The sequence below is a fragment of the Halomonas sp. 3H genome, from assembly GCF_024206005.1.
In the GTDB taxonomy this organism is placed as follows: Bacteria; Pseudomonadota; Gammaproteobacteria; order Pseudomonadales; family Halomonadaceae; genus Halomonas; species Halomonas campaniensis.
Genome location: NZ_CP100360.1, coordinates 3,250,659 through 3,273,197, shown reverse-complemented (window position 1 = coordinate 3,273,197; position 22,539 = coordinate 3,250,659). Strand labels below are relative to the sequence as shown.

The following is a 22,539-nucleotide window of genomic DNA, read 5'->3' as shown; positions in this document are numbered from 1 at the left end:
GGCGCTTGGCGCGGGGGCCGCGAGCCCCTAGTCTCGAGGGTTTCCCCCTTTCGAGCCCCGACCATGCACCCACTGCGCGAGCGACTGCACAACGAACTGCACGCCCGGCCCTCGATCCACTTCTCCGAGCCGGCCCACCTCCACCACTACGCCTTCCTCGACGGCGACGGGGCCTGCGAGGCCATCCTGGCCCGGCTGGGCGAGCTGACCGGACGACCGCCCGACCCCGAGGCGGTGCAGGAGATCCTCGAGCTGGACGGCCTCATCCTCAAGTGGGAGCGCCACACCGAGTTCCTCACCCTCACCCTGATGGTGCCGCGCCGTGGCGAGGGGGAGCTCTGGCCGGCGCCGCCCGAGCCGCTGGCCTCGCTGATCGAGCCCCACCGGGCGGCGCTGATCAGTGCCACCCTGCTGCTGGTGGAGTCGGCCGATCGCTGGGCCGGCGACGCCGGGCACTACGGCTTTCGTGACCCTGCCGGCTCCCGGGTCGGCGACGGTGACGCCACCGTCTGGGGCGACTTCCGCCTCTCCCCGGAGGGCGTCAACCGTCTGCTGCTGGTCAACCAGGGGCTCGACGACTACCGCCTGGGGCGCATGACCCGGCGGCTGCTGGAGATCGAGACCTACCGCATGATGGCCTCGCTGGCGCTGCCGCTGGCCAAGGAGCTGGGCGGCGAGCTGCACGAGCATGAGCGCGAGCTCGGCGAGCTGTCTGACCGCAATGCCGAGCAGCAGCAGGAGAGCTCGCGCCCGCTGCTGGCCTCGATCTCCGCGCTCTCCGCGCGGCTCGAGCGCTCCGGCGCCCGCTCCCGGCAGCGCTTCAGCGCCACCGAGGCCTATGCGCGCATCGTCTACACCCGCATCGACGAGCTGCGCGAGACCCGGGTCGGCGACAGCCCCCGGCTGGGCACCTTCATCCTGCGTCGCTTCCGTCCCACGGTGCACTTCTGCGCGGCGATCCACCAGCGCCAGCAGAGCCTGGCCGAGAGCGTGGCGCGGCTCAACGACCTGCTGCGTACCCGGGCCCAGGTGGAGATCGAGGAGCAGAACTCCGAGATCCTGCAGAGCCTCAACGAGCGCACCAGCAGCCAGCTGAAGATCCAGAAGGCGGTGGAGGGGCTGTCGATCATCGTGATCAGCTACTACCTCTTCAGCCTGTTCAAGCTGGGCCTGCAGAGCCTCGATGCCCTGGGGATGCCGATCGTGCCCGCCGTCGCCGCCGCGGTGCTGGGGCCCCTGGGCCTGGGCATCCTCGGCGTGCTGGCCTGGCGGATCTGGCGGGTCAAGCAGCACTGACCCTCAGGCCCCGGTGCGCCTCACCCTGGCCCGCAGCGCGAACAGTGCCACGGCCAGCAGGCCCAGCAGCGCCATCAGCAGCAGCGGGAAGGCGCTGGTACCGGCCCGCTCCAGCAGCGGGCCGGCCAGCGAGGGCACCGCCATGGCGCCGACGCCGGCGGCCAGGAAGATCCGGCCGGTGGTGCGCCCGTTTACGGTCATCAGCTGGTTGCTGAGGCCGAACAGGGTGGGGAAGATCGCCGAGGCGGCCAGCCCGAAGAGCAGCGAGACCGCAGCCAGCGGCAGCCACCCCAGCTGCAGCGCCAGGCCGCTGGCCAGCCCCAGGGCCAGGCAGCCACGCAGCACCCACCAGGGCGAGAAGCGGCGCAGCAGCGGGATCGCCAGCAGCCGCCCCGCCGAGAGCGCCAGCCAGAACAGGGTGGCCAGCAGGGCCGCCTCCTCGCTGGGCATGCCCCCCAGGGTGGCGTAGGCGGTGACCCAGCCGGCGAAGGTGATCTCCATGCCCACGTAGAGGCCGAACATGAACAGGAACAGCGCCAGCCGCCAGGCATCGGCGGGCGGCATGGGCGCCTCCTCCTCCCGGGCCGCCGGGGCCGTCGGGCTCGCCAGGCCGGCCAGCGGCCAGAGCAGTAGCAGCGCGTAGAGCGCCACCGTCCAGAAGGCCCAGGCGAAGTGGCCGGTCAGCGCCAGCACCGCCACCAGCACCAGCGGCACCAGGGTGTTGCCCAGCCCGAAGCAGAAGTGCAGGGCGCTGATCCAGGGCGGCGCCTGCCTGCCATGGGCCCACAGCAGCAGGGTGTTGGCGCCGGCATTGGCCGAGACCTCGGCCAGGCCCAGCAGGAAGACCACTGCCGTCAGCACCGCGAGTCCCTGGCTGAACGGCACCGCTGCCAGCCCCGCCGCCATCAGCACCAGCATCGCCGCCAGCACCCGGTGGCCCGGGAAGCGATCCACCAGCCGTCCCGAGAGCAGCGAGCCGAGCATGTTGCCCAGCGCCCGGGCGGTGAACAGCACCGAGATCTGGCCCATGGTCGAGCCGGTCATCGCCGCCAGGTGGGGCAGCGCCGGCCCCAGCAGGCCACCGCTCATGCCCACGGCCAGCATGACCAGGAAGTAGCGATGGGTGACCCGGTGGGCGTGGGGCGTCGTGGCCGGCATGTCCTCTCCTTGGCAGGCAGCAGAGGGCGCGATTGTGCCATCTTTGCTCGCCCGGCGACTCCTCCCCGCCTACGCCTCCCGCGTCCCGGTCAGCACCGCGCGCCATCCCGGGCGAGCATCCAGCGCCGCCGGCTTGATCTCGCCCAGCCGGCCGCGATGCTGCGGGGCGTGCAGGTAGGCCCGCTGGGCGCCCCGGACGGGCTGGAGGGCGACGGGGGCCAACTGGCCGAGCCAGCGGGCATGGGCATAGTGGGGGTTGTCGGCGAGCCCCTGCTCCAGCCGGGCCGCGCCGTCCGTCGGTGGCGTCTCGGCCTCCAGGAACAGCGTGTAGCCGGGCTGGCCGTCGGGCCGCGGGTCGGGCGCCAGCATGGCGAAGCGTACCCCGCGGGCCGCTGCCAGCAGGCGGTCCAGCACGCTCTGCACGAAGGTGTCGCTGAGCTTCTCGCCGCACTGGTCCGAGACCCGGTCATCCCGGCCCAGGAAGCGCAGGGTGGGCGTCGCGCCCAGCCGCCCGGTCACCTCGACCCGATCCCCCAGGTCGTAGCGGTAGAGCCCGCCGCCGGTGGTCACCAGTGGCCGGTAGCGCTCCCCGGGGGTGACCTCGTGGGCCTGGCGGGCCCGGCCGGTGTCGTCGAGGAACTCGACGAAGTGGGAGGTCACCGCCAACGGGTGCCGGCCGGCGAAGGGCAGGCTGATCACCGCCTCGGTGGCCAGCAGCCCCTTGGCCTGGAACGCCACGCCCGGCAGGCGCTCGGCCAGCTCGGCGGCGGGCTCGGCGGCGCGGGCGTCGGCCCAGGCGCTGACCAGGCGCAGCCCCGTCCACAGCGAGGTCGGGGCCGTGAAGTCGGCCCTCGCCAGCGCCCGGGCCCGGGCCGGCAGCGGGGCGAGCCGGCGACCCAGGGCCGCGATCCGCGCCGACGGTGCCGCTTCCTCCGGCAGCGTCAGCCCCCCCCGCGCGATGTCGGCGAGCAGGCGCTCGCGGTGACGGGGCAGGGCATCGAGCAGCAGGGTCAGGAAGGAGGGGTGCCAGACCGAGATCAGGCGCAGCGCGGGGGCGCGCAGCAGGCAGAGCAGGGTGACGTAGCGGAACGCCTCGATCTCCTGCAGGTCGCGCACCGCTCCCGGCACCGCCAGGGTGGCGTCCACCAGCGGTGCCAGCCAGCGCCCCAGATAGGCGCTGTCCGCCGCCAGGCCGATGGGCACGGCGCCGCCGGCCTCTTCGGGCACCGGTCCCGCCGGCGAGATCGACCAGTAGGCGGGCCCCGCCATCAGCGCCGGGTCGCGGGCGAAGAGGTCGTGGGTCCAGGCGCCGACCGCCCGGCCGAACTCCCGCTGCAGGCGGCTCGTCCAGGGGATCAGCCGGGCCGGGCCGGTGGAGCCGCTGGTGGGCACCAGCCGCCGCACCGGTTCCCGGGTCAGCACGGCCGGTTCGCCGGCGCGTATCGCCTCGACCCAGGGGGCGAGGGCCTCGGGGGGCTGGATCGGCACCCGCGCCTGGAACTCCCGAACGCTGCGGATGCCGGCGAAGCCGTGGGCGATGCCGAAGCGCGTCTCGGCGTTGCGCAGCAGCAGCGTCTGCAGCAGCGCCTGCTGGGTCTGTTCCGGCCGGGCCAGGGCCCGGGCGAAGCGCCGGCCATGGCCGCGGTTGGCCAGCTGCCAGAGCCCGTGGGCCAGCCGGCAGCGGTTCACGGCGCGGCCCCCGGCCGGGACGACAGCGCCCTGAGGATGCGCCGGCCGGCACGGGTGAGGTTGTGCTCGTCGAGCTCGGTCAGGCAGGCCAGCTCGTCGCCCTCGGCGTGGCCGGGGTTGCGTCCGGCGAAGAAGGCCACGTGGGGGTCCGCCAGGCGCGCGGCGGGAATCCCCGCCAGATGGTCGCGCAGCCGCTGGGGGCGGGCGAAGCGCACGATGCCGGTGGCGGGGTCGAAGGCCGCGCCGTAGCGGTGCCGGGCCAGGGCGGCCAGGCGCCGGCGGGCCGCCGGCGGGGCCTCGGCCTCGTAGCGCGGGTGGAAGTCGCGCCAGAACAGTGGCAGGAAGCGGTAGGTGCGATAGCCCGAGACCAGCAGCAGCCAGTAGAGGGGGCGGTCGCGGCCGGCCCGCTCGCGCAGGGCCAGCACCCCCTCGAGCCAGGCGCGCATCAGCGCGGTGCTGCCCCAGGCCCGCGGGTCGATGATGGTGTCGCCGCTGGAGAGCAGGTGGCAGGGACCGCCCGGGCCCTCGAGGGTCTCCAGGCGCAGGCTGGTGAAGCCGGTCAGCTCGCCGGCGGCGTCGTGGAGCAGAATCACCCACTGCTTCTCGGCGAGGTCGGCGTCGAACTGCGCCGCCGAGACGTTGGCGAAATGGCGGTCCAGCAGGGCCAGCATGGCCTGCCGCTGCGCCGCGGTGAGGGCCTCGCGGGCGATCAGCGGTCCGCTGCGGGGTGGGCTCATAGGGCGCTCAGCTCCACCTGCAGGCCGTCGTGCCGGGCCGCCTCGCGTAGCGCCTCGGCCCAGGCGTCGGCTGCCGGGGTCCAGGCCACCGCATAGAGGCGGGTGCCGTAGCGTCGCCCCGGCAGGGCCCGGTCGAGCCAGGGGGCCAGGCCGTCCCGGGCCAGGCCGCCCACCAGCAGCAGGTCGAGCCCCAGGCGGGACGCGTGGAAGGCCGCATGGCGCAGCAGGGCCACCGCGGCCGGCTCCTCGTCGGGCTGGTGGGCGAGCGACACCACGCTGGCGCTGGCCAGGGCCTGGCCGGCCCGGGGCAGGCGCGGCGTGCCGATCCAGGGGGCGGCGAGGTTGGCCAGCGGCCGACTCCAGCGCAGCGGCCCACGATAGCCCTGGACCACGAACTGGCGCCAGGGCGAGGCATCCAGCAGGCCGAGCCCGGCCAGCAGCCGGCCGCGGCGCAGGGCCACCAGGCGCAGCGCCAGCGGCGCCGTGGGGCCGGGCAGGGCCAGGGCGGCGGCGTCCAGGCGCCGGCGACGCAGGCCCTGGAGCTCCGTCCACTGCGCCTCGCTGGCCTCCCGGATCTCGATGCCGGTGCTGGAGGGCGGGCGGCGGGTGGTCGGCAGGGTGCGCACCGTGTAGTCGGCCAGCGGGCGGTAGGGCGGCTGGCCGGGCAGCCCCCGCTCGAGCAGCCGCCGGGCGGCCAGGTTGTCCCGGGTGATGCTGGTGAGGTCGAAGGGCGCCTCGCGGGCCTGGCGGGACTCGGCGAACTGCCGCCACGCCTCGACCATGGCCCGGCGTGGCAGGCGGCGTCCGGGCGACAGGCGGACCTGGCTGAGGTAGCCCAGCCGGACCTCCGCACCCTCGAGCCGTGCCGGCTGGACCTGGCGGGTGCCCATGCCGACCAGTGCGCCCGTGTCGGCCTCCTCCACCAGCAGGGTGTCATGGCGCAGGCTCTCCCGGTCCAGGGAGGCGAAGAAGGAGGGCTCCCGGGTGAGGCTCAGGCGGATCGCGCCATCCAGCGCCCTCTCGCGCAGCAGGCGGCGGATGGCCGTGTCGTCGTCGGGCCGCGCCGGGCGCACCCGCAGCGCGGTCTCCCCGGGCCTCATGAGGCCGCCTCCAGCAACTCGCCCCGGAAGCCCTCGTCGCCCAGCGGCAGGCCGTTGCGCCCCTCGATGTCCCACTGGTGCATGGCGTTGATGGCCATGAAGTTGGCCAGCATGTAGGGCGTGGCGCGGTTCACCCGGTGGGTGGCCCGGCGCAGGATGCTGGGCCAGCCGTAGAAGCGCCGCCGCGCCCGCACGCAGTGGGCCTCGAGCGCCTCGGCGCTCATGCTCGCCGGGTGGAAGGGCACCATGTTGTAGCGGTAGCCCGCGTCCAGCCACCAGGTGTCGAAGCGCAGCCGTCCGGCCTCGCGCAGGCGCTGTTCCAGTGGCGTACCGGGGAAGGGGGTGATGTGGTTGAAGGCGGCAATGTAGAGCCCCTCCTCCTGGGCGAAGCGGATGGTGGTATCGATGGTCTCCGCCGTGTCGGCGTCGTAGCCGAAGATGAAGGTACCGTAGATGCGGATGCCGTGGCGGCGGAAGTTGGCCAGCGCCTGCACCGGGCCGCCGTGCATCAGGTTGAAGCGCTTGTTCATCTCGGCGAGCCCCGCCGGGTTCAGCGACTCGAAGCCCACCAGCACCCCCTGGCAGCCGCTGCGTCGCATCAGCTCAAGTGCCTCCTCGTCGAAGGCCACGTTGATGCTGGCCTGGCTCACCCAGCGCAGCTTCAGCGGGATCAGCGCGCGCATCAGTTCCTTGGCGGCCGGCAGGTTGGAGACCAGGTTGTCGTCGATGAAGAACACCATCTGGCCGCGGCGGCGCACCCGGGTGAGCTCCTCCAGCACCCGGTCGATGGGGCGGTGCGACTGGGAGGCGCCGAAGAAGGCGGTGATGGCGCAGAAGTCGCACTTGAAGCGGCAGCCCCGGGCGAACTCCACCAGGCGGATGCCCAGGTAGCGCTTGCCGGCGAAGATCGAGCGGTCCGGGGTCACCGTCAGGGCCGGGCGCCCCTCGGCGCGATAGGTCTTGCGCGGCCGGCCGTGGCGGTAGTCGTCGATCACCTCGGGCAGGGTGCGCTCGGCCTCGCCGATGACGACTGACTCGCAGTAGCGTGACACCTCCTCGGGGCAGAGGGTGGCGTGGAAGCCGCCCATCACCACCGGCACCCCGCGGCGGCGGTACTCGCTGGCGATCTGGTAGGCGCGCCGGGCGGTGTAGGTCTCCACGCTGATCGCCACCAGGTCGGTGGGGGCGTCGAAGGGGATCGGCTCCAGGCGATCGTCGTAGAAGCGCTTCTCCACGTCGTCGGGCACCAGGGCGGCCACCATGGCCGCCGGGATCGGCTCCATCTGCCAGGTGCGGATATAGCGCTTCATCCCCGCCCGGCGGCCCACGCAGGGGTGGATGATGGTCAGCCGGAAGGGGCGTAGGCTCATGCCTTCTCCTCGCCGGCCGGTGGGTTCCCGGCCGGTTCGCGATGCAGCAGCCGCCAGGGCGACGGGGCGTCGAACAGCCAGTCGCAGGTGTAGAAGCGGTGCAGGTTGTGGGCATAGCGCCGGTAGCCGAGGTTGGTCAGCGCCGCCACGTGCCAGGGAGCAGCGGTGCGGCGCAGCCGCCGGGCGATGCCGGACCAGGAGTAGGCCTGCTTCCAGGCCGCCTCGGTGCCCTGCTGGAGCGCCTCCACGCTCATGCGCGCGGGCCGGAACACCACGTGCTGGCCGTCGTACTGCTCCCAGTTCCGATGCAGCAGGCGCCCCTCTCGCTCCAGCCGCCTGTAGAGAGGGGTACCCGGGAAGGGGATGACGATGGCGAAGCGCGGCAGGTCGATACCCGCCTCCACGGCGAAGCGGGCGGTCTTCTCGAAGACGTCCGGCTCGTCCTGGTCGAGGCCGAAGACGAAGCAGCCCTGCAGGGCGATGCGCCGCTCGTGCAGCCGTTCCACCACGGTGGCGTAATCCTCGGGCCGGTTGAAGCCCTTGCGCGATGCCTTCAAGCTCACCGGCGAGATCGACTCCAGTCCCATCAGCAGGCCGCGGCAGCCGCTCTCGGCGGCCAGGTCGAGCAGCGGCAGGTCGTCGGCGAGCAGGGTCGTCGCCAGGCCATACCACTGGATGCCCAGCGGCTTGAGCGCCGTGAACAGTCGGCGGGCGTAGAGGCGGTCGGCGATCAGGTTGAGATCGACGAAGATCGCCTTGCGGGTCCGCATGCGCTTCAGGTCCTCGACGATCGCCTCCGGGGGCTTCTGCAACGGCCGGCGCCCCCAGGCGCTGGGCACCACGCAGAAGTCGCAGGTGTGAATGCAGCCGCGGGTGGCCTCGAAGACATGGGGCGTCAGGTAGCGCCAGCGCGGCAGCACCGTGCGGTCCGGCAGCGGCGACTCGGACAGGTCCAGGTCCGGGGCCTGGTCGTAGCGCGGCGCCAGTCGGCCGGCGGCGACGTCGCGCAGCAGCCGGGGCCAGCTGCGCTCGGCATAGCCCACCACGATGGCATCGGCGTGGGGCGCGGCGTCCTCCGGGGCCAGGGTGACGTGGGGGCCACCCAGCACCACCGCCACGCCGCGGGCGCGAAACGTCGCCGCCAGGGCGTAGGCCCGGGGCGCGGTGCCGGTGATCACCGTCATGCCGACCAGGTCCACGTCCAGGTCGGTGTCCACGTCCTGGATCCCCTCGTCGAGGCAGGTCAGCTCGATGTCGAGCTCGTCGGGCACCAGCGCAGCCAGGGTCGGCAGGGTGAGCGGCATGTAACGCAGCGACTGCCCGAAGATGCCGCCGCGGTGGCGGTAGAGCGGCCCCTTGGGCGAGATCAGGGCGATGCGCAGTCGCCGGGTCGGCTCGGCGGTGACGTCGCCCCGGGGCGGGGCGCTGTCGGGGCGTTCATGGGACATCCGTCTGCCTCCCGAGGGGCAATGGGGCCTGGTGCGGGCCGGGGCTCCCTGTCAGCATAGTCAGGCTGGCTGGGCACGAAAAAGAACGCTGTTCGGAAACACTGTTCTTAAACTAGCCTAGTCGAGACGTCGGACATTGCAAGCGGCCCGCGAGGCGCCCCGGCCGAGCTGGACCCGCGCAATCATCAGGAGGAGGCATGCAGCAAGCGAACGAGAGGCACCCGGCGCCGGCGCCCCGGGATCGCTACCCCGATGCGCTGCGCGCCATGGCGCTGCTGGTGGTGGTGTTCGGCCACTGGCTCGCGACCCTGCCGCGCCTCGACGAGGGGCTGATGGTGGCGACCGACCACCTGCTGGTGGTGTGGGAGGGGGCCGGTGTGCTGACCTGGGTCGTCCAGGTGGTGCCGCTGTTCGTGTTCGTCTCGGCGGCGGTGAGCGCCGACGGCGTGCGCCGCCGCCTGTCGGACGGCCATCGCCAGCTGCACTGGTGGGCCAGCCGGGCGCTGGCCCTGGCGCGGCCCACGGTCACCTACCTGGCGGTACTGGGCGGGGTGGTGCTGCTCTCGCGCGTGACCGGCGGCCGCTTCCTCGAGCCACTCAACCACTCGCTGACCATCCACCTGTGGTTCCTGCTGATGCTGCTGGGCGTGCAGGCGCTGCTGCCGCTCAGCGTGCGTGCCGATCGCCGCTTGGGGTTGGGGGCCGTGGCGGGGCTGGTGGCCATCGCCGCCCTGGTGGATCTGCTGCGGGCGCGGCCCGGCTCGCCGGAAGACCTGCTGCGGCTCGGCGAGCTGGCCACCGATCATGCCACCGTGCTCGGCTGGCTCAACCTGCTGGTGATCTGGCTGCTCCCCCAGCAGCTGGGGATCGCCTGGCGCCAGGGGCGTTTCTCCGGTACCGGCACCGGGCTCGTGCTGATCGCGCTGGGCCTGGTGTGGCTGGGGGCCACGGTCAGCTCGGGCTATCCGCTCGCCATGGTGGACGGCGAGGTGGGCGGGCGCAGCAACCTGCTGCCGCCGACCCTGGCGCTGGTGGGGGTGATGTGGCTGCAGGTCGGCACGGTGCTGGCCTTCGAGTCACCGGCCCGGCGGCTGCTGGCCAGGCGCCCGGTCAGCCGCCTGGTGACGCTCCTCGGCGCGCTGGGCATGCCGCTCTACCTGTGGCACAAGTTCGCCGAGCTGCCGGCGGCCTGGCTGGGCGAGAAGCTGGGGGCGCCCATCGATGCGGGGCTGCCCGGCGAGGCGGGCTTCTGGTGGGGACGGCTGGTGTGGCTGCTGCTCTGCGCGCTGATGGTCACCCCGGTGATGGCGGGGGTGGTGGCCTTCGAGATGCGTCGCCGGCAGGACGTGATCTCGGCCACCGGCACCCGGTCGATCCTCGCCGGCGGGGCCGCGCTGTTCGCCGGCGTCCTGGTCAGCATGGCGCTGGGGGCGATGCCCGGGGCGATCATCGGCCTCGGCGGCCTGGCGGCGGCCTCCTGGCTGTTGCGGGCCCACCCGCAGCCGCGGCTCGCGTCCGGTCAGCCCTGAGCCGGCGCGGCCTCGCCCTCTCGCTCCAGCCGCTGCCAGACCCGCCCTTTCTCGGCCTCGCTCATCCGGCTCCAGCGGGCGATCTCGTCCAGGGTGCGGCGGCAGCCCAGGCAGGTATCCTCCTCCAGGCGGCAGACCTGGATGCAGGGCGAGGCGGGGGGCGTTCCGGTCTCGCCGGCGCGGGGTGGGCGGGTGTCCGTTGTCATCGAGTTCCTCCGTGTCAGCGCTCCTGGCGAAGCGGGTCGAGCAGGTCGTTCAGGCCGTTGTGGTCGATCTCGTGCATCAGCTGCAGCAGCCGGCCGAGCTGGCCGTCGGGAAAGCCCTCCCGCGCGAACCAGGCCAGATAGGGGCCGGGCAGGTCGGCGATCAGCCGGCCCGCGTACTTGCCGTAGGGCATGCGCAGCGTGACCAGCGTCTGCAGGTCCTCGGGGTTCACTCGCCATCCTCCCATGCGGTGGTGGGACTCGCCCACGGGCGTCGGGCGCCTACTCTAGAGCGGGAGGTCGTTGACTGCCAGGGGGGGTGAACCGGGCAGGCCTGTAACGCAACGGGGCCCGCATGAGCGGGCCCCGTTGTCGAACCTGGAAGGTTCGAGAAATCACATGACCGTAAGGGTCAGGCAATTGCCTTGATGTTCGACGCCTGAAGGCCTTTCTTGCCCTGGGTCACGTCGAAGGAGACGCTCTGACCTTCCTGCAGGGACTTGAAGCCTTCGGCCTGAATTTCGGAGAAGTGGGCGAACACGTCATCGCTGCCATCGGCAGGAGAAATGAAGCCAAAACCCTTGGAATCGTTGAACCACTTTACGGTGCCGGTCGTCATGATAATAATCCTTTCGCGCTTAGCGCCTTGCCATTTTCCTGGTGTTACCCAGAGGAGTAGCGGGTAGAACAAGGAGGGTAATGTCAGGCTGTCGAAAGAATTCGAATGCTTCTGAAACCGTGCCACTTGCTAACCAACTGGCACCCACGGTGTCACCTATCCGGCGTCGGGTCAAAGCCTTTCGGGAATTCTTTTTCCCTCGTCGCGCTCGTCGGGCAGCGCTCGATATTCGGTCGAAAGGCCAAAGCCCATGGATTCATGCGGTTGCCATGAAGCCACGCTGTTATCGCGCCAGCTTCACCCGATTGCGACCCTCGTGCTTGGCCGCGTAGAGCGCCCGGTCGGCTCGCTCCATCAGCGCGTCGGCCGCCTCGTCACCCTGCAGTTCCGCCACGCCGGCCGAGAGGGTCAGGCGCAGCCCGACATCGGCGAGCGGCGTGGTCTCGAGGCGTTGGCGCAGGCGGCCCAGGGCACGCTGCGCCTCCTTCCCGTCCACGCCGGGCAGCAGGACCAGGAATTCCTCGCCGCCGAGGCGGATGACGTGGTCATGCTGGCGCAGCGCCTCCTTCATCAGGTCGGCGGCCTCGCGCAGCACCGTGTCGCCCACCGCATGGCCATGGGCATCGTTGACCCGCTTGAAGTGATCCAGGTCGCAGGTCGACACGCACAGCGGGGTGCCGTAGCGGCGGCTGCGCAGGATCTCCTCGTCCAGCAGGCTCAGACCGGCACGGCGGTTGAGCAGGCCGGTGAGCTCGTCGTGGCGGGCCAGGAATTCCAGCCGCCGCTCCATCGCCTTGCGCTCGGTGATATCCACCACGAAGGTGACCTTCTTCGGCTTGCCGTCCTCGCCCATGATTCGCGCGGCCTTGGCCAGGATGTTGCGGGGCCGCCCATCACGGCCCTTAACCTCCCACTCCTGGGTGGCCTCCTGGTCGCTGTCACCGGCGATGAAGCGGTCGTGCAGGTTGGCCAGCAGGGGCCGGTTGGCCTCGGGAACCACCAGCGTGAAGGGCTGGCCCAGCAGCTCCTCGGCACGGTAGCCGTAGAGTGCGCAGTAGGCCGGGTTGACCATCTCGAAGCGGCCCTCGGCATCGGTGACGCAGATGCCGATGGGAGCGGCCTGGATCACCCTGGCGGTGTTGTCGAGCTGGTCGAGGGTCAGCGACATGCGGCAACTCCGGCCATCACGGGGGCATCGAGCACGGCGGAAAGCCGCTCGTCGAGGTGATGCGCCAGGGCGTCCAGTGCCGGCCGGGCAAAGACGTAGCCCTGCTGCAGGGGAATGCCGGCCCTGAACAGCCAGCGGGCCTCGTCGGGTGTCTCGACCCCCTCGGCGATCAGGGTGATCCCCAGCGGTCGGGCCATGCCCACCAGCGCGCGCAGCAGGGCCTGGCGGCGCGGGTCACGGTCGCAGTCCATCACCAGCTGGCGATCCAGCTTGAGCTTGTCCGGGGTGAGTTCGGTGAGCAGGTCCAGGTTGGCGTAGCCGGTGCCGAAGTCGTCCAGCGCGACGCGGAACCCCATGCGGCGGTAGGCGGTGATGATGTCGTGCAGGTGCTGGCGGTCCTGGATCCGCTCCGACTCGACGACCTCGAAGATCAGCCGGTCCAGCGGCCAGCCCACCCGCCGCGACACCTCCAGGGTGGCCTGGATGCATGCCTCGGGCTCGTAGACGGCGTTGGGCAGGAAGTTGATCGACAGGGCCTCCTGCATGCCCAGGGCGCTGGCCTGTTCGATGGCCTTGACCCGGCAGGCCTGGTCGAAGCGGTAGAGCAGGTCCTCGGTGACCTGGCCAAGGACCTGGCTCGCCGGCTCCCCGCCGGGCCCTCGCACCAGGGCCTCGTAGGCGTGTACCCGCCGCTCCCGCAGGTCGACGATGGGCTGGAAGGCCATGGTGAAGCGGAAGGGAAGCTCCCCCTCGCAGCGGTTGCAGCGGCCGTTGACGTGAGCACAACGCCCCATGGGCACCTCCGGATCGGCGTCGGTCGGCGGGTTCGGCCCTTGCGGCTCCCGCCTGGGCGGCTCGGGGGAAGGGCGGCTTGTCACAATGGTTTACATCATACTAGTCGTGTATCGATCTTGTACAAGTATTTCCATCATCATGTTCGACGAGGCCGCCATCGACCTAGCGTCTCGCGAGGTGCGCATCGAGCGCCTCCAGGAAGGCCTGGATGCGCGCCGCGTTGGTTCCCAGGTCGCTGCGGCCGATGCGCGATGCGGAGCGCACGTCCAGCGTCACGCCGGCCTCCGTCTCGGTCAGGCGGATGACCACGTCGTCCTTGAAGCCGAACCAGCGGGTGGTGGCGGTGGCCTCCAGGGTGGTGTCGGTGACCGCGGCGATCTCCCAGCCCAGCTCCCGCGCGGCGGCCTCGGCGGCGGCCATGACCTCCTCGGCCGGGCGATCCACCACCAGCGGCTGGAGCGAGGGGTAGGCCCGGCGCTGCTGGCTGGCGAAGGAGGGCGTGTAGCCCACCGCATTGGGCGCCGCCTCGCGGGCCGGGGCCAGGGTCACGAACTCGGGCGGGTTGCGGGTATCGGTGGTGATGTCATGGATCGGCGGCACGCGCTGGGCGCGCTGCATCATCTGCCAGGGCACGGCCATCATGCCCGCCACCGCCAGGATCACCAGCAGGCCGGCGAGCGCCGGGCGCAGCCGCCGGCAGAGCGTGGCGATGACCAGCGCCAGCAGGCCCAGGGCGGCGGCGGCCACGGCCAGGTAGGCGCCCAGGCGCAGCAGGTCGAAGGCGGTGCCCAGCGGCACCAGTCCCATCCGGTGGCTCGGCCCCGCGCCTCCCATCAGCGCGGCCGCGGCCACCAGCAGCAACACGCCGAGCCAGGCCGGCACCACCGGCCAGCGGCCTCCGCGCGGGCGGCTCCTCAGGCGAAACGTCGACATCTCGGCTCCTTGTTCGGGTCTCCGCCACAGCATAACGGCTCGGGCCCGGGGCTGCGGCGGGGCGCTTTCCACGCTAGCTTGGAAGCATCCGTGCATGAGTCGACACCAGGGAGCGAGATGCCATGTGGAAAGCCTATGACGAACTGGCCTGGACCGAGGCGTGGCTCGAGGACCCGGCCGGGGTCGAGGAGGAGGTGGCCAGCTACCATCGCCTGCTGAAGGAGCACGCCGGCCGCCCGGTCCGGGAGGTCCTGCACCTGGGCTGCGGGGCCGGCGCCCACGACCGCGCCCTCAAGCGCCACTTCCGCATGACCGGGGTAGACCTCAACGCCGCCATGCTCACCCTGGCGCGGCGCACCAACCCCGAGGTGGCGTACCACCAGGGCGACATGCGCAGCGTGCGGCTGGGGCGGCGGTTCGACGCCGTGGTGATCCCCGACAGCATCGACTACATGGCCAGCCGCGAGGAGCTCACGCTGGCCTTCGAGACCGCCCGTCACCACCTCCACCCCGGGGGCGCGCTGCTGGTGGTCGCCAAGCCCCGCGAGCTCTTCCACGACAACAACTTCGCCTATGTCGGCGAGCGCGACGGCATCCACATCACGGTGCTGGAGAACAACTACGTGCTGCCCCCGGGGGACGAGCAGTACGAGGCCACCCTGGTCTACCTGATCCGCCAGGGCGGCGAGCTCGACGTCCAGGTGGACCACCACCGGCTGGGGCTCTTCACCCAGGCGACCTGGGAGCAGGCCTTCCGCGACCAGCGGCTCGACCTGCACCAGCAGGACCTGGAGGGTATCTACGAGCCCTTCATGATCGCCGAGGGAGAGTACCCCATGCGGGTGTTCATCGGCGTGGCGCCGGGCGGACAGGCGCCCGAGAGCTGAGCCGCCCGCCCGCGGCGGGAGGCCCGGCAGGCGTGCCCCGCTCCCCGTCGTGCCGCGCCTGCCCGGCTGCGTTATGCTGGGCGACACTCTTGGCCCACCCGCGAACGAGGTCCCATGAACCCCACCATCGAGCTGCTGAAGTCCCACCGCTCCATCCGCAAGTTCACCGACCAGCCGGTCTCCCGTGAGCTGCTGGAGGCGCTGATCGGTGCCGGCCAGGCCGCGGCCACCTCCAGCCACGTCCAGGCCTACACGGTCATCCACGTGAAGAATCCCGGGAACCGCGAGGCGATCGCCGAGCTGGCCGGCGGCCAGGCCTACGTGGCCAGCTGCGGCGCCTTCCTGCTGTTCTGCGCCGACATGAAGCGCCCCACCGAGGCGGCCGAGCGCACCGGCGCCCGGGTGGTGCGCGGCATGACCGAGCAACTGCTGGTGGCCACCGTGGACACCGCGCTGATGGCTCAGAACGTGGCCGTGGCCGCGGAGTCCGAGGGGCTCGGCATCTGCTACATCGGCGGCATCCGCAACAACCCCCAGGAGATCAGCGACCTGCTGGGGCTCCCCGACCACGTCTATCCGGTGTTCGGCATGTGCCTGGGCTATCCGGCCCATGACCCCGACGTCAAGCCTCGCCTGCCGGTGGAGGCGATTCTCAAGGAGGACACCTACACCGACGACAGCGAGGCGGTGGCGGCCTACGATGACGCCATGCATGCCTACTACCAGGCGCGGAAAGGCGGCCCTAAGGACACCACCTGGTCGCAGAACCTCACCCCGCTGTTCGACACCAAGCTGCGCCCCCACATGCGCGACTTCCTGGTCAGGCGCGGTTTCGAGATGAAGTGAGGGAGCCGCCATGGAGACGCTGTTGAACGCCGGCGCGCCGGTGACCGAGGCGGGGCTGGCCGCCATCGCCCACATGCCCACGGCCAGCCTGCCGGTGCTGATGGATGACGATTTCGCCCGGCGCCTCTCCGATGCGGACCTGATGCGCATCGCGGTGCTGCTGGCCCGGAAGAGCCACGACGAGGGCGGCTGCCCCATCGGCGCGGTGATCATCGACAACGCCACGCGTCGCATCGTCGGCAAGGGACACAACACCCTGGTGCAGGAGAACCACCCCTACAACCACGGCGAGACTTCCGCCATGCGCGATGCCGGCCGCCTCGATTTCGGCCGGACGACGCTCTTCACCTCGCTGAGCCCCTGCGAGGTCTGCGCCACCCTGCTGCACATGCGCGGCGTCTCGCGGGTGGTGGTGGGTGACGTCACCAACGCCTCGGGCACCGAGGCCCTGTTGCGCGCGAAGGGCGTACGGGTGGAGATCCTCGAGGACTCGCAGGGTATCGAGCTCTACGCCCGCTTCCGCGCCGGCAACCCCGAGCTGGACCTGGAAGACTGGAAGGGGCTGAGTGCGACCCACCGGCCGTGACCTCACGCCGGGCGGCGCCGCTGCGGAGGTCACCGCCGAGCGGCCCATCGGCGTGATCAGCGACACCCACGGGCTGCTGCGGCCCGAGGCGCTGACGATGCTGGCCGGCTGCGGGCTGATCCTGCACCTGGGCGACGTGGGCCACCGCGACGAGGACGCCGCCATCCTCGAGCGGCTGGGCGAGCTGGCCCCGCTGGCGGCGGTGCGCGGCAATATCGATACCGCGCCCTGGGCCGAGGCGCTGCCGATGACCCTCGATCTCACCGTCAACGGCTGGCGCCTGCACCTGGTGCACATCCTGGCCGACGTCGACCCGGCTACCCCCTGCGACGCCGTGCTCCACGGCCACTCCCACAAGCCGCGCAACGAATGGCGGGAGGGCCGACTGCTGTTCAACACCGGTGCGGCGGGCAAGCGCCGCTTTCGGCTGCCCATCACCCTGGGCAGGCTGTGGGCCGACGACCGCGGCCTGCGCGGTGCCATCCTTCACCTGCCGCTCTGAATTGAGCGATGTCGACGACGCGGCCTCCACGGATGGCTGGTGTCCCACCTTGCCCGGGATGCCAGCCGGGCTCCCGGGAAAGCAGCGCGTAAAAATCGGACCTCCGTATGTGTGCTGTCATACCGATGGTCGGTAAGCGAGTCCCTACAATGAATACACCTGACAAGAAGGCAGAGCCCTCCATGCCGTGGCGCCTTTCCTGCCTTTGATCAGGGGTGCTCAACACGGGGCGCGCCCCTCCGTGGCCAGAACCCTTCCCGATCACCGCTGGCGCAGGCTGGACCGCCGGGCAAGCTCGGCCACCCATATCGTGAAGCACATCGCGCGGGCACCGTTGAGGCCAGACGACCCTCATCATGCCCGGGCAGCAATGATTCAGGAGAACCGACATGAAACATCGCATGCGACTTTTCAGGAAGCCCGCGGTGATTCTGGCCTCGCTGTCGTTGATGAGCCCGGGCTTCGCCCAGGTGGCCCCGTCACCGGCTACCGACACAGAGATCACTCCACCCAGTCAACAGGCCGAGCCCGTCGAGAAAACTGAGGAAGAGCTCCTGGCCGAGCAGGCGGCCACCGAACAGGCCGAGGCAGACGCCGCCCTGGTCGCTCAGGAAGCCATCGAGCAGGCAGAAGCCGACGCCGCCGTCGTCGAGCAGGAAGCCACCGAGCAGGCCGAGGCAGATGCCGCCCTGGTCGAGCAGGCGGAAGCCGACGCTGCCCTGGCCGAGCAGGAAGCTACCGAGCAGGCCGAGGCAGACGCCGCCCTGGCCGAGCAGGAAGCTACCGAGCAGGCAGAAGCCGACGCCGCCCTGGCCGAGCAGGAAGCCACCGAGCAGGCAGAAGCCGACGCCGCCCTGGCCGAGCAGGCAGCCACCGAGCAGGCAGAAGCCGACGCCGCCCTGGCCGAGCAGGAAGCCACCGAGCAGGCAGAAGCCGACGCCGCCCTGGCCGAGCAGGAAGCCGCCGAGCAGGCCGAAGCCGACGCTGCCATGGCCGAGCAGGAAGCCACCGAGCAGGCAGAAGCCGACGCCGCCCTGGCCGAGCAGGAAGCCGCCGAGCAGGCAGAAGCCGACGCCGCCCTGGCCGAGCAGGAAGCCACCGAGCAGGCGGAAGCCGACGCCGCCCTCGCCGAGCAGGCAGCCACCGAGCAGGCGGAAGCCGACGCCGCCCTCGCCGAGCAGGCAGCCACCGAGCAGGCAGAAGCCGACGCTGCCCTGGCCGAGCAGGAAGCCGCCGAGCAGGCAGAAGCCGACGCCGCCCTCGCCGAGCAGGAAGCCATCGAGCAGGCCGAGGCAGACGCCGCCCTCGCCGAACGGGAGGCCATCGAACAGGCAGAAGCCGATGCCCTGGCCGAGCGGGAGGCCATCGAGCAAGCCGCAGCAGAGGCACAGGCCGAGCAGGAAGCGATCGACCGGGCCGCGGCAAGTACCGTCGCCGAACAGGAAGCCATCGACAAGGCCGAGGCGGACGCCCTCGCCGAGCAGGAGGCCAGCGACAAGGCGGATGCCGAGGCCCTGGCCAAGGCCGAGACGGACGCCCTGGCCGCTGTCGCCGCCCTTGAAACCCAGGAAGCCAGCACGATATCCGAGACGGTCGTCACCTCGGAGACCACGCGTACCAGCGACGAGGAAGCCAAGGCCGTGCCGGCATCAGACGATGATGACGACGACAACCAGGTCTGGAAATACCTGGGAGCCGCGGCGGCGGGTGCCGTCGTCGGCGCCTTGATTCCCCAGCTCGGTGGCCGGGTCGTCGATGATCAAGGTGACCGCATGATCGTCGAGCGCGACGGCGAACTGCACGTACGCAAGGACGAGAATCTGCTGCTGCGTCGCCCCGGGGTCACCGAGACGACCGAGTCCTTCGCCGATGGCATCACCCGCTCCACCGTTATCCGCGAGGATGGCAGCCGGATCGTGACCATTCGTGACTCCGGTGGCTTCGTCCTCCAGCGCACTCGCTATCTTCCCGATGACACCGCCATCGTGCTCATCGACGAGACACGCAAGGCCGATAGCTGGATGTCATCGATCGACATTGAAGACTCCCTCCCGCCCCTGCGCTACGACCTGCCGGAAGATCGCTACGTGGTCGATTACCGCCGGGCCGACCAGGACATCCTGCGCGAGGCGCTGCTGGCCCCCCCGGTCCAGGAGTTCGATCGCGTCTTCACCCTTCGCCAGGTACGCGAAAGCTCTCGCGTGAGAGACATGATGCCGCGTATCGACCTCGACGTTATCCAGTTCGCCACCGGCTCGTCGGCCATCCAGCCCTCCGAGGCCGACGCCCTGGGCCTGATCGGTAACACCATGGCCGAGATCATCGAGCAGCACCCGAACGAGATTTTCCTGGTCGAAGGCCATACCGATGCCGTGGGTTCGGACGTGATGAACCTCGGGCTGTCCGACCGGCGCGCAGAAGCCGTCGCCCTGGCACTGACCGAATACTTCGCCATTCCCCCGGAAAACCTGATCGTTCAGGGCTATGGTGAGCGCTATCTGAAAGTGGATACCCAGGGGCCCAGCCAGGAAAATCGACGGGCCAGCGTCAGGCGAATCACCCCGTTGATCGATGCCGGGCAGGTCAGCCTCTGACCAGCCGAACCCCGCGCGGCATCACGTTCGTTCAGCGAAGCGCCAGCGTCTCCAGCACCGCGGCAAGCTGCTGGCGGTCCTGACCCTCCAGCGTCCTCAGGGGCAGCGGCAGGCTAGGGGTCTCGGCAAGCCCCAGCAGCTCTGCCGCGGTGGCCACCACGCGCAGGCTGCCTCCGTGCCGGCGGAACAGCGCCCACAGCGGCTCGAGCCGCTGGCTCAGGGCCGTGGCCTCCTCCTGCCTGCCGGCCCGGGCCGCGCGGGTGATGGCCAGGGCGGTCTCGGGAAAGAGGCCGCCGATCACCGAGTACCAGGCGTCGCAGCCGGCATTGAGCCCGGTGGCGGCGAAGGCATCGCCGCTCACTCCGATCGTCACCTCCGGTGGGATCAGGGCGCGCAGCCGCGCGACACGCTCCCGGGCGGCCGCCGGCTCGTCGGGCACGCCGGGGATCTTGATGGAGGCCACCCCGGGCAGCGCCGCGATGCGCCCATGCAGCTCGTCGCTGAACTGGAAGCGAGTGGTGCCGGGGTTGTCGTAGACGCACAGCGGCACCGAGAGCCGGGCGGTTACCGCCTCGAATAGGCCGAAGACCTCCTCGTCGGCCAGCGGCTGGTAGGACATCGGGGCCAGCAGCACCGCGCTGGCCCCCGCCGCCTGGGCGTCCTCGGCCAGGGCCAGCACATCGCGGGTGCGCAGCGCGCTGATGCCGACGATCACCGGCACGTCGCCGGCGTGGGCCACGGCCAGCCGGGCGATGCGTCCCCGCTCGGCGGGGCTCAGGTAGGCGTAGTTCCCCGTCGAGCCGAGGGCGCCGATGGAGTCGACGTCCGCGGCGACCAGCCGTTCGACCAGCCGGCTAAAGGCCGCCTCGTCGATGGCGCTCTCGTTCATGGGAGTCAGCGGAAAGGCGCTGAGGCCGGTCAGCATGGCGAATTCTCCTGTCTGGGCAGCCGGGTGCGGCACTGGCTCGAGCACTCGAGAATAGGCCACGGCGAAGCCTCGGCATAGCATCGCCGTGCCGAGTGCGGGAGGATGACCGCCAGCCTGGAAGTCACATGAAGGGAGAAAGAGAATGGCGGACCCGGCCGCGACCGACCTGGCCCCGCGCCTGCGAACGCTGCTCGAGCAGCTGCCCGACGATGCCGTGCCGATCACCTACCAGCAGGCCGCCGAGGCGCTGGGCCTGACGCCGCCGCGCACCATCCAGCGCGTTGCCCTGGCGCTGGAGACGCTGATGCGCGAGGACGTCGCCGCCGACCGCCCGCTGATCGCCGCCCTGGTGGTCAGCCGCCGCGGCGACCTGCCCCGAGAGGGCTTCTTCGCGCTGGCGGTCGAGCTCGGGCGATTTCCCGACGATCCGTCACGCCATGAGGCGGCCTATCGCCAGGAGCTGGCGCGGGTCATGGAAAACCGCTGAGGCGGGATGTGGGCTTGCCGGCATTGGCGTTCGCAGTGGCATCGTCTCAGCCGCCGGCCGGCAGCGACAGCAGCAGCGGCGTGCCGGCCAGGCCCTGCTCCAGGCGGGTGGCGAGGATCGCCAGGATGCCGTCATGCTCCCCCGCCAGCCGGGTGGGGGTGACGCGCAGGCCGGGGGAGTGCGCCATGGCCTGGGCGCAGATCTCCGCGATGTCGCCGCCCTCGCCGGCATGGCGCCCCGGGGAGAGGAACAGCATGGCCAGTATCACCTCGCTGCCGGCCATGGCCCTTGAGGCCAGCAGGTCCTCCAGCAGCGGCTCGTTGAAGCGGTAGGCGTCGCCGTCGCGCCGCTCCATGGAGGCGAAGGTGACGCACTCGGCCTCGTCGCTCAGCAGCACACTGAGCTGGCCGGCCAGGTAGTTGCGCACCGCCGTGACCTCGGGGATCGGGCTGCCGTGGTCGACCAGCACTACCTTCGGCCGCGACGGGCCTGTCATCCGCTCGCGCACGTTGTCGGCCAGCAGCCGTGCCAGGCGCAGGTCCACCGGGGCCTGGCTCTCCACCAGCGGCAGCGCCACCTTCACGGCGAGCCGCGGGTGGCGGGCCTGCACCTCGGCCAGGCGCTCCGGCAGGTAGCGGGTCAGCGCCTGGCTGGGCCCGAAGAAGAAGGGCAGGATCACCAGTTCCGTCGCGCCCTCTTCCGCCAGCTGCTCGGCCCGCGGCCCCAGCGACACGGCCTTCTCCCCGCCTAGCTCCTCGGCCGGGATCTTGTAGGAGTGCAGCAGGGAGGCGGCCTCGACCTCCTGGCCGGAGGCCTGGCCGAGGGCCCGGGCCAGGCGGCGCAGGTTGAGCGTGGCCTGGGCCCGCAGGGAGCCGTTGTCGACGAGCAGGATCTTTCGCATGGAGGCCTCTTGGCGGGCATGGATGGGCTGATACGGAACGGGCGGTGGCGCCCACGGCGCCAGGGGCCATGACACTACCGGGGGGCACAGCGGTCAAGCGGCATGGTGCGCCATCAGAGCCCCAGATGGCCCGCGTCGAGCGCCTCGCCGAGGCGGTCGACGGCGGCGGCCAGCTTCTCGTCGATGATGGGCAGCGTCTCCGTCCAGTCACCGACGTGGCGCAGCTCCGCCTTGCCGTCCGAGATGCCGCGCAGCACCACCAGCGGCACCGCGAAGCGCATGCAGGCGCGCAGGCAGGCGTAGCTCTCCATGTCCACCATGTCGGCGGCGATGGCGTCGTAGGCCGCCCCCGAGACGACATTGGCCCCGGTCGAGAGCGAGGCCTCGCGGATGCCGGAAATGCGCAGCGGCAGCGGCACGGTCGCCGGCAGGTCGAGGAAGGGCGTGGTGCCCCGGGCGAAGCCCAGCGGTGAGGCGTCCATGTCACGGTAGGTGACGGAGGTCGCCTGGTAGACCTCGGTCTGCTCGAGGAGCCGGCTGCCGGCCGAGCCCAGCGACACCACCAGGTGCGGCAGCCGCCGGTCCCGGGCGAGGGTGGAAAGCGCCGCCGTGAGCTCGACGGCCGCCTCCACGGGGCCGACGCCGGTCATGAAGGGCGAGAAGCGCGCCTCGAGATGGGGGCCGTACTCGGCCTCGGCCGCCATCACGAAGAGGATGTCGCGGCCGCCCAGGGTCGTCGGCCTGGCCGTGCCTTTCTGCATGG

Annotated in this window: 23 protein-coding genes; 8 read left to right on the top strand and 15 right to left on the bottom strand. The window is 71.3% G+C overall.

Annotated features, from left to right (window positions below):
* Window positions 1-63: 63 nt before the first annotated feature.
* Complete coding sequence (locus NFC98_RS15055; protein WP_254275732.1) at window positions 64-1,296, top strand: DUF3422 domain-containing protein; 1,233 nt, start codon at window positions 64-66, stop codon at window positions 1,294-1,296.
* A gap of 3 nt (window positions 1,297-1,299) precedes the next feature.
* Here NFC98_RS15055 and NFC98_RS15050 read toward each other — a convergent pair whose 3' ends face one another.
* The 6 genes from NFC98_RS15050 to NFC98_RS15025 form a co-directional block, all read right to left on the bottom strand.
* Window positions 1,300-2,454 (bottom strand): MFS transporter, encoded by a 1,155-nt coding sequence (locus tag NFC98_RS15050; RefSeq protein ID WP_254275731.1) that lies wholly within the window; start codon window positions 2,452-2,454, stop codon window positions 1,300-1,302.
* 69 nt (window positions 2,455-2,523) lie between these two features.
* Complete coding sequence (locus NFC98_RS15045; protein ID WP_254275730.1) at window positions 2,524-4,143, bottom strand: GH3 auxin-responsive promoter family protein; 1,620 nt, start codon at window positions 4,141-4,143, stop codon at window positions 2,524-2,526.
* On the bottom strand, window positions 4,140-4,880 hold the full coding sequence (locus tag NFC98_RS15040) for a hypothetical protein (protein WP_254275729.1): 741 nt from the start codon (window positions 4,878-4,880) through the stop codon (window positions 4,140-4,142). The genes NFC98_RS15045 and NFC98_RS15040 overlap by 4 nt, the downstream gene beginning before the upstream one ends.
* Window positions 4,877-5,980 carry a hypothetical protein gene (locus NFC98_RS15035; protein ID WP_254275728.1) on the bottom strand — a complete coding sequence of 368 codons (1,104 nt, stop codon included), beginning with the start codon at window positions 5,978-5,980 and terminating at the stop codon, window positions 4,877-4,879. Before NFC98_RS15035 ends, NFC98_RS15040 begins: the two co-directional genes overlap by 4 nt.
* A complete protein-coding gene (locus NFC98_RS15030; protein WP_254275727.1) occupies window positions 5,977-7,350 on the bottom strand; it encodes a radical SAM protein in 1,374 nt (457 codons plus the stop codon). Before NFC98_RS15030 ends, NFC98_RS15035 begins: the two co-directional genes overlap by 4 nt.
* Complete coding sequence (locus tag NFC98_RS15025; RefSeq protein WP_254275726.1) at window positions 7,347-8,798, bottom strand: radical SAM protein; 1,452 nt, start codon at window positions 8,796-8,798, stop codon at window positions 7,347-7,349. Before NFC98_RS15025 ends, NFC98_RS15030 begins: the two co-directional genes overlap by 4 nt.
* A gap of 197 nt (window positions 8,799-8,995) precedes the next feature.
* Here NFC98_RS15025 and NFC98_RS15020 point away from each other — a divergent pair, with 197 nt between their 5' ends.
* Window positions 8,996-10,327 (top strand): acyltransferase, encoded by a 1,332-nt coding sequence (locus NFC98_RS15020; RefSeq protein WP_254275725.1) that lies wholly within the window; start codon window positions 8,996-8,998, stop codon window positions 10,325-10,327.
* Here NFC98_RS15020 and NFC98_RS15015 read toward each other — a convergent pair.
* From NFC98_RS15015 to NFC98_RS14990, 6 genes are all read right to left on the bottom strand, one after another.
* A complete protein-coding gene (locus NFC98_RS15015) occupies window positions 10,318-10,533 on the bottom strand; it encodes a DUF1289 domain-containing protein (RefSeq protein ID WP_254275724.1) in 216 nt (71 codons plus the stop codon). The genes NFC98_RS15020 and NFC98_RS15015 overlap by 10 nt on opposite strands.
* A 14-nt stretch (window positions 10,534-10,547) precedes the next feature.
* On the bottom strand, window positions 10,548-10,763 hold the full coding sequence (locus tag NFC98_RS15010; RefSeq protein ID WP_254275723.1) for a DUF3820 family protein: 216 nt from the start codon (window positions 10,761-10,763) through the stop codon (window positions 10,548-10,550).
* Window positions 10,764-10,942: 179 nt separating this feature from the next.
* Window positions 10,943-11,149 carry a cold-shock protein gene (locus tag NFC98_RS15005; protein WP_183333694.1) on the bottom strand — a complete coding sequence of 69 codons (207 nt, stop codon included), beginning with the start codon at window positions 11,147-11,149 and terminating at the stop codon, window positions 10,943-10,945.
* Between the two features lie 283 nt (window positions 11,150-11,432).
* Window positions 11,433-12,317, bottom strand: coding sequence for a sensor domain-containing diguanylate cyclase (locus NFC98_RS15000; RefSeq protein ID WP_254275722.1), 885 nt, complete (start codon window positions 12,315-12,317; stop codon window positions 11,433-11,435).
* A complete protein-coding gene (locus NFC98_RS14995) occupies window positions 12,308-13,111 on the bottom strand; it encodes an EAL domain-containing protein (protein WP_254275721.1) in 804 nt (267 codons plus the stop codon). The genes NFC98_RS15000 and NFC98_RS14995 overlap by 10 nt, the downstream gene beginning before the upstream one ends.
* 163 nt (window positions 13,112-13,274) lie before the next feature.
* Window positions 13,275-14,045, bottom strand: a complete 771-nt coding sequence (locus tag NFC98_RS14990) for a DUF1499 domain-containing protein (RefSeq protein WP_254275720.1) — start codon at window positions 14,043-14,045, stop codon at window positions 13,275-13,277.
* Between the two features lie 122 nt (window positions 14,046-14,167).
* Here NFC98_RS14990 and NFC98_RS14985 point away from each other — a divergent pair, with 122 nt between their 5' ends.
* The 5 genes from NFC98_RS14985 (at window position 14,168) to NFC98_RS14965 (ending at window position 19,460) form a co-directional block, all read left to right on the top strand.
* Window positions 14,168-14,932 (top strand): trans-aconitate 2-methyltransferase, encoded by a 765-nt coding sequence (locus tag NFC98_RS14985; RefSeq protein ID WP_254275719.1) that lies wholly within the window; start codon window positions 14,168-14,170, stop codon window positions 14,930-14,932.
* A gap of 114 nt (window positions 14,933-15,046) precedes the next feature.
* The gene (gene nfsA / locus NFC98_RS14980) at window positions 15,047-15,778 is read left to right on the top strand and encodes an oxygen-insensitive NADPH nitroreductase (protein WP_254275718.1); all 732 of its coding nucleotides are present in this window, start codon (window positions 15,047-15,049) and stop codon (window positions 15,776-15,778) included.
* A gap of 10 nt (window positions 15,779-15,788) precedes the next feature.
* Window positions 15,789-16,364 (top strand): nucleoside deaminase, encoded by a 576-nt coding sequence (locus tag NFC98_RS14975; RefSeq protein ID WP_254275717.1) that lies wholly within the window; start codon window positions 15,789-15,791, stop codon window positions 16,362-16,364.
* 46 nt (window positions 16,365-16,410) lie between these two features.
* Window positions 16,411-16,866, top strand: a complete 456-nt coding sequence (locus NFC98_RS14970; protein WP_254277855.1) for a metallophosphoesterase — start codon at window positions 16,411-16,413, stop codon at window positions 16,864-16,866.
* Window positions 16,867-17,255: 389 nt separating this feature from the next.
* A complete protein-coding gene (locus tag NFC98_RS14965) occupies window positions 17,256-19,460 on the top strand; it encodes an OmpA family protein (RefSeq protein ID WP_254275716.1) in 2,205 nt (734 codons plus the stop codon).
* A 31-nt stretch (window positions 19,461-19,491) separates the two neighbouring features.
* Here NFC98_RS14965 and NFC98_RS14960 read toward each other — a convergent pair whose 3' ends face one another.
* Complete coding sequence (locus NFC98_RS14960) at window positions 19,492-20,385, bottom strand: dihydrodipicolinate synthase family protein (protein ID WP_254275715.1); 894 nt, start codon at window positions 20,383-20,385, stop codon at window positions 19,492-19,494.
* 145 nt (window positions 20,386-20,530) lie between these two features.
* On the opposite strand from NFC98_RS14960, the gene NFC98_RS14955 reads away from it, so the two are divergent.
* The gene (locus NFC98_RS14955; RefSeq protein ID WP_254275714.1) at window positions 20,531-20,875 is read left to right on the top strand and encodes a hypothetical protein; all 345 of its coding nucleotides are present in this window, start codon (window positions 20,531-20,533) and stop codon (window positions 20,873-20,875) included.
* A 46-nt stretch (window positions 20,876-20,921) separates the two neighbouring features.
* Here NFC98_RS14955 and NFC98_RS14950 read toward each other — a convergent pair whose 3' ends face one another.
* Both NFC98_RS14950 and NFC98_RS14945 read right to left on the bottom strand, forming a co-directional pair.
* The gene (locus NFC98_RS14950) at window positions 20,922-21,776 is read right to left on the bottom strand and encodes a sirohydrochlorin chelatase (protein ID WP_254275713.1); all 855 of its coding nucleotides are present in this window, start codon (window positions 21,774-21,776) and stop codon (window positions 20,922-20,924) included.
* Between the two features lie 113 nt (window positions 21,777-21,889).
* Window positions 21,890-22,537 carry a 5'-methylthioadenosine/S-adenosylhomocysteine nucleosidase gene (locus tag NFC98_RS14945; protein ID WP_254275712.1) on the bottom strand — a complete coding sequence of 216 codons (648 nt, stop codon included), beginning with the start codon at window positions 22,535-22,537 and terminating at the stop codon, window positions 21,890-21,892.
* Window positions 22,538-22,539: the final 2 nt, after the last annotated feature.